We start from the raw sequence: 5,346 nt of genomic DNA on the forward strand, positions 1-5,346 counted from the left end.
GTGGCTGCACCTATCTCGGCGGCATGCCCAAAGACATCGCGGCAGCCACCCGGCCGTTCCTGCAACGGGTGTTCCCGCAACTCACGGGTGTCGATATCGAGTTCGCCTGGGGCGGCCATATCGACTTGACGATCAACCGCACACCGGATGTCGGCGGCGAGCGCAATCGTTACTGGCTGCAAGGCTATTCAGGCCACGGCGTGCTGCCGACACTGGCTGCCGCACGTGCAGTGTCCGACGCGATCCTCGGCAACGCGGATGAATTGGCGTTGTATCAAGGCTTGAGTAATGGCAGCTTTCCCGGCGGCAAATACCTCGCGGCGCCGCTCGAAGCGATCGGCAAGGCCTGGTACCGACTGCGCGACAGCCTCTGACCTGGAATCCCTGTGATGGACAAGCAAGAAGAAATCGCGGCGCTGGCGATCCTGATTCACGACCTGCGCAAGCACAAGAAATGGACCCTCAAGGAGCTGGCCGACAAGATCGGCCGCTCCGTGGGTTTCCTTTCGCAAGTGGAGCGCGGCCTGTCACGGCCGACGGTGGCGGACCTGACGGCGATCAGCGAAACCTTCGGCGTGCCGACCACCTATTTCTACAGTCTGCCCAAGCCCAAGGAACTGCCGTGGGTCACCCGGCCGGACGAGCGGCGCACGTTGTATTTCGCCAACGGCATCACCGACATTCTGGTGTCGCCGCAGATCCGCGCATCATTCTCCATGCTCGAAAGTCACCTTGAGGCCGGCGCCAGCAGCGGCGACCGCCATCTGACCGACAGCTCGGAGCAGGGCGGTTACGTCCTCGAAGGCGAACTGACGTTGTGGCTGGGCGACGATCAAGACCCGGTCACGCTCAAGGCCGGCGACAGCTTTCAATTCGACAGTCACACCCGTTGCCGTTACGGCAACCTCACCGAGCACCTGACCCGCGTGCTCTGGGTCTACACCTGATAACCACAAAGGATGAACACGATGGACGCTGTCTGCGCTGACCTGCTCGCCGAAGTTCGGGCGTTTCGCCAACGCTACCCCGAGGTCCGTTATGTCGACTTGATCTCGCTGGACATTCCCGGGCATTTTTACGGCAAGCGTTACCCCGTGGACATGCTCGAAAAGGTTGCCGCGGGCAGTGCCCTCAAACTGCCACAAAATTGCGTTTTGCTCGGCGTCCAGGGCGGCCTGTTCAAGATTGGCGACTACTGCTTCAACGACGGCGACCCGGACGCCGTGCGCCGCCTGGTGCCGGGCACACTGAAACCGGTGACCTGGGAAGCGCAGCCGCTGGGGCAGATGCTGATCACCTCGGACGGCACCGAAAAGCCAATCGAATTCGAACCCCGCGAAGTCCTCGCGCAAGTGCTCAATCGCCTGGCGCGCAAAGGCATTCATCCGGTGGTGGCGTTCGAACTGGAGTTCTACCTGTTCGACAAGACCTTGCGCAACGGCCTGCCGCAATTCCCCCGCGACGACCTGACCGACGACGCCGATGACCAGCCGAACATGCACATCGAACGCCTGTCACGCTTCGCACCGGTGCTCGATGAAATGGTCGAAGCGACGCGCGCCCAAGGTATCGACGCCACGGTCATCACCGCCGAACTCGGCCCTGGTCAGTTCGAAATCAACTTCGGCCACCTCGACGACGGCTTGCGTGCCGCCGACTGGGCCGCGTTGTTCTGCCGCAGCACCCGTGGCGTCGCGCTCAAACACGGCTACCGCGCCAGTTTCATGGCCAAGCCGTACTTGCAGCATCCGGGCAGTGGCATGCATGTGCATGTCAGCCTGTATGACGCCGAGGGCAACAATCTGTTGGCGGCCAATCAACAACAACCGCTACGCCATGCGGTGGCCGGATGCCTGGAACTGTTGCCGCACAGCATGCCGATCTTCGCGCCGAACCAGAATGCGATGCGGCGTCTGGGCGGTACGGTGAACACGGCGACCAAAGCGAGCTGGGGATTCGAGGACCGTGATGCGTGCTTGCGCATTCCCGAGTCGGACGAGAAGAACCTGCGCATCGAGTATCGACTGGCGGGAGCAGATGCCAATCCGTATCTGGTGTTGGCGGCGATTCTGGTGGGACTGGAGCATGGGCTGGAGTCGGGCAAGGAGCCGATTGCACCGTTGAATGAAGATCGCAACAGCGGGATCGGCTTTCCAACAGAAATGTTTGAAGCGGTGAGGGCGATGCAGTCTCAGGCGCAGTTGCGCGAAGGGCTGGGCGCTGAGTTTGTCGATGTGTATTGCGAGAACAAACGGCAGGATCATCTGGCATTTATGCAAGAGATCAGTGCGCGGGAGTATCGCTGGTATCTGTAAGTTGTGGCGCCGATGCAGGGGGAGTCTGCGGTCATAGCTTCAAGACCGCACATTCCCACAGCCTGACTGGATTTCGGGAGCAGACTTTACATGGCATTGCAGCCTGTCCGTCCTTTGACCTGGAGTTGAAATAGAGAAAAAGCTGACTACCCTGTTTGTACCGGCCATGTCAGGGAGGACGGGAAATGCTCATGAATTTCTGCAATGTCAGCGCATTGAAACAACGACTGTGCCCACTGGTCGCTGTTCCCACCAACGTCTTTTCCCGAAATAGATGGGGCCAGTTCAAGGCCCATGACGTCAACGGCGAAATTGTCTTCGATGCGGCCTACGAAGGGGGCAACTCACCCCGGGTATACGGGGTGATAGAAGCCAACAACGGATGCGGGATCTATGTTCCTGTCGGGCGTCAGTACAACGCCGGCGCTTATATACTGCCTGTTCCTATCTGCGTCGGCGGAGCAAGAGATCTGCGAATAACGGCCTTGGGTTATGTCCGGGAGACGGATCAACAAGTCATCGAGCGAGAGGCCCGGGAAGAACTCATGCAACCGATCGACATTCTGAGCATCCAGCCCCTGGCTACAACGGTTGCGGCGCAAGATGGCCAGTACTATATCGTCAGATTGAAGTCGCAACTTTCAACGTTCTATTACTCATGGGATGTCGCGGGCAGCGACCAGGTGACAGCAGTGAGGTACTGGAGCCTGCCTTCTTTGATTGAAGCGCGACATGGTGTGGAACAAACACAACCGGCAGGTGAAATGGCGCAGTTGTTATTCGACGATCTTGGCTGCAGTGCCACTCATCGCGCCGCCTGGCTTGCCGAGTGGCACGCGAGTGCCTATGACGCGACGATCAGGCATTTACTGAGGAATTCCGTAAGAGTGGATACCGGTAGCGAAGGTTTAAATATTCTGTCGAGAATGTATGGAAACAGAAAATATACCTATCGCAACCAATATCCTGCCTTTGCTTCGACGGTAAACCCTGCGCACGAATTGACATGCCGAGGGCGATGCAACTCAAACAACGGAAATTTGTAGAGCACCGCCATCGAACGACGCAGTTGGGGCCGGTAATGCTGGCCATTAAGCGTTCGGCCACCGGTACAGCGTCCTCGTCACGCAACTGGTCCGGCAGTAGAGCGATAAATTCGTCACCGCCCATGCGTCGGCGCTCACCCCATCCATTGCTTGAGCGTCCCGAAGAGATGCTCAGTCTGGAACCATTGCAGCCTTTCAGGCTGAGCAAAGATCGACTCAAATACGTCTCTGACCCGCCTAGGTTTTTTTTACTTTGCGGCCGCGTGAGGCAGGCTTCACCGGCACGCTTTTGCCGTACTCGCTCCACCATTTAGCCAGCGCCTCCATCGTCGGCCCGAGTGCACGTGCTTTTGCTGTCATTTCATATTCAACACGCGGGGGCACTTCTGCGAAGACTGTTCGCGAGATCAGGCCATCGTTCTCAAGCTCCCGAAGTTGTGCTGTCAGCATGTGTTGGGTGACGCCGTTAATCGCCTTTCGCAGTTCCCCAAAACGATAAATCCGCTGGTTTAGCAGCCACATTATTTCCAGCTTCCACTTGCCTGAAAGTAGCGAAAATGCACGCCGCATTTCCTCGTGCATATTGATCTGCTCTTCATCATTAGTCTGGTTTTCCATACTAAGTACCGGTTTTTCATCCTACTTGTGGGTTTTCATGCTAGACGAGATATTTGCCCTAAGTCGACGTAACAATACCTGCTTGGGAAAACCAAATGATCGAACATTATATTTACTGGATTAGCACGGTCCTGCTTTCGCTGCTCTATCTGGCCTCGGCCTTGTTGTACATCGCCAAAGGAGACTATGTGCGAAGCGCACAAGCGGAGTTGGGCTATTCAGCCTCCCACCTTGTGCCTTTGATGATCGTGGTCAAGATACTGGGGCCCGCCGCGATTTTGTGGCGCTTCAATGCCGCACTCAGTGATCTCGCTTATGCCGGCATGTTTTATCACCTGCTGCTTTCAGCTTCAGCGCACCTGGGTGTTCACAAGCCCAAAGGTTCTATCCCGGCAGCCTTGGGACTCATTCTCCTGGCCACCTCCTTCGTGACACAAAACGCTGTTCGCGAATATCCGTCGCCTTACGCACCGCCGTCAGCGGTTGTCCAGACGACTCTCAAATAATGGAGATCGCCATGACTCGACTCGGTGGAAAAGTTGCGATTATCGTCGGCGCCGGTCGTGGTATCGGCCGAGCTACCGCCAGACTTTTCGCGATGCAGGGGGCGAAAGTCGCGGTCGTTTCGCGCACGGCTGAAAATGTCGATCAGGTGGTTGCCGATATCCAGGCCGCTGGCGGCGCCGCCCTCGGAATCGTTTGCGATATCGCTGACCCTGATCAAATTACTGCCGCTGTCGACAAGGTGATGACTGCCTATGGGCGGATCGACATACTGGTGAATAATGCTTTCGATCCCTCGGTGGTGTTTTCATCGGTGGTCGAGCTGTCAGCCGAGCAGTTGCAGCGCAATTTCGAAATGGGCCCCATTGCTTATCTGCGAACGATGCAGGCGTGCTATCCCCATCTCAAAGCCAGTGGTGAGGGCAGGGTTATCAATTTCGCTTCCCTGGCTGGTGTCGTTGGCATGCAGGGCTACGCGCCTTACAACATGGCAAAGGAGGCGGTACGTGCCTTGACTCGCTCGGCGGCCAGGGAGTGGGGCGCTGACAAGATCACTGTCAACAATGTCATGCCGGTCGCTGACACTTGGGAAGCAGCGGTCGATGTACCTGCACCCACTAACGTACTTGGCCGTTATGGATCACCGGAAGAGGATATTGCGCCGGTGGTGTTGTTTCTCGCTAGCAAGGATGCGCAGTTCTTGACGGGATACAGTCTCACGCCGGACGGAGGCCAAATCATCGACAGCGCCCGCTGACGGTCCTGTTCAAACCCCACGACCCAACGGAAATCACAAGACATGCCTTGGCGTGTCTTGTGGTAGTTGTTCAAGCGGCACCGATCCGCTGCGCGTGGTTGACGTT

At 57.5% G+C, this 5,346-nt stretch carries 7 protein-coding genes; 6 read left to right on the forward strand and 1 reads right to left on the reverse strand.

All coding sequences use genetic code 11. The features are described from left to right. The 4 genes from DBR24_RS08075 to DBR24_RS30910 form a co-directional block, all read left to right on the forward strand. Positions 1–374 (forward strand): FAD-dependent oxidoreductase (locus tag DBR24_RS08075; RefSeq protein ID WP_146188991.1); only part of this gene is annotated, 374 nt, incomplete at its 5' end. A gap of 15 nt (positions 375–389) precedes the next feature. Further along, positions 390–947: a helix-turn-helix domain-containing protein gene (locus tag DBR24_RS08080; protein ID WP_123468651.1), complete on the forward strand. Its 558-nt coding sequence runs from the start codon at positions 390–392 to the stop codon at positions 945–947. 21 nt (positions 948–968) lie between these two features. Beyond that, positions 969–2,315: a glutamine synthetase family protein gene (locus tag DBR24_RS08085; RefSeq protein WP_128614454.1), complete on the forward strand. Its 1,347-nt coding sequence runs from the start codon at positions 969–971 to the stop codon at positions 2,313–2,315. A gap of 185 nt (positions 2,316–2,500) precedes the next feature. Continuing rightward, complete coding sequence (locus DBR24_RS30910) at positions 2,501–3,361, forward strand: hypothetical protein (RefSeq protein WP_158277025.1); 861 nt, start codon at positions 2,501–2,503, stop codon at positions 3,359–3,361. 237 nt (positions 3,362–3,598) lie between these two features. Here the strand turns inward: DBR24_RS30910 and DBR24_RS08095 are convergent, their stop codons facing one another. Next, a complete protein-coding gene (locus DBR24_RS08095; RefSeq protein ID WP_128614456.1) occupies positions 3,599–3,979 on the reverse strand; it encodes a helix-turn-helix domain-containing protein in 381 nt (126 codons plus the stop codon). A gap of 95 nt (positions 3,980–4,074) precedes the next feature. Between DBR24_RS08095 and DBR24_RS08100 the strand changes: the two genes are divergently transcribed. Together DBR24_RS08100 and DBR24_RS08105 are read left to right on the forward strand one after the other, a co-directional pair. Beyond that, positions 4,075–4,485 carry a DoxX family protein gene (locus DBR24_RS08100; protein ID WP_128614457.1) on the forward strand — a complete coding sequence of 137 codons (411 nt, stop codon included), beginning with the start codon at positions 4,075–4,077 and terminating at the stop codon, positions 4,483–4,485. Between the two features lie 11 nt (positions 4,486–4,496). Beyond that, positions 4,497–5,240 carry an SDR family NAD(P)-dependent oxidoreductase gene (locus DBR24_RS08105; protein ID WP_128614458.1) on the forward strand — a complete coding sequence of 248 codons (744 nt, stop codon included), beginning with the start codon at positions 4,497–4,499 and terminating at the stop codon, positions 5,238–5,240. Positions 5,241–5,346 lie beyond the last annotated feature (106 nt).

This window comes from Pseudomonas sp. HMWF006 (genome assembly GCF_003061205.1).
Classification (GTDB): Bacteria; Pseudomonadota; Gammaproteobacteria; order Pseudomonadales; family Pseudomonadaceae; genus Aquipseudomonas; species Aquipseudomonas monsensis.

Coding starts and splice junctions, on each gene's coding strand:
- DBR24_RS08080 (WP_123468651.1), top strand. CDS start 390: ATGGACAAGCAAGAAGAAATCGCGGCGCTGGCGATCCTGATTCACGAC.
- DBR24_RS08085 (WP_128614454.1), top strand. CDS start 969: ATGGACGCTGTCTGCGCTGACCTGCTCGCCGAAGTTCGGGCGTTTCGC.
- DBR24_RS30910 (WP_158277025.1), top strand. CDS start 2,501: ATGCTCATGAATTTCTGCAATGTCAGCGCATTGAAACAACGACTGTGC.
- DBR24_RS08095 (WP_128614456.1), bottom strand. CDS start 3,979: ATGGAAAACCAGACTAATGATGAAGAGCAGATCAATATGCACGAGGAA.
- DBR24_RS08100 (WP_128614457.1), top strand. CDS start 4,075: ATGATCGAACATTATATTTACTGGATTAGCACGGTCCTGCTTTCGCTG.
- DBR24_RS08105 (WP_128614458.1), top strand. CDS start 4,497: ATGACTCGACTCGGTGGAAAAGTTGCGATTATCGTCGGCGCCGGTCGT.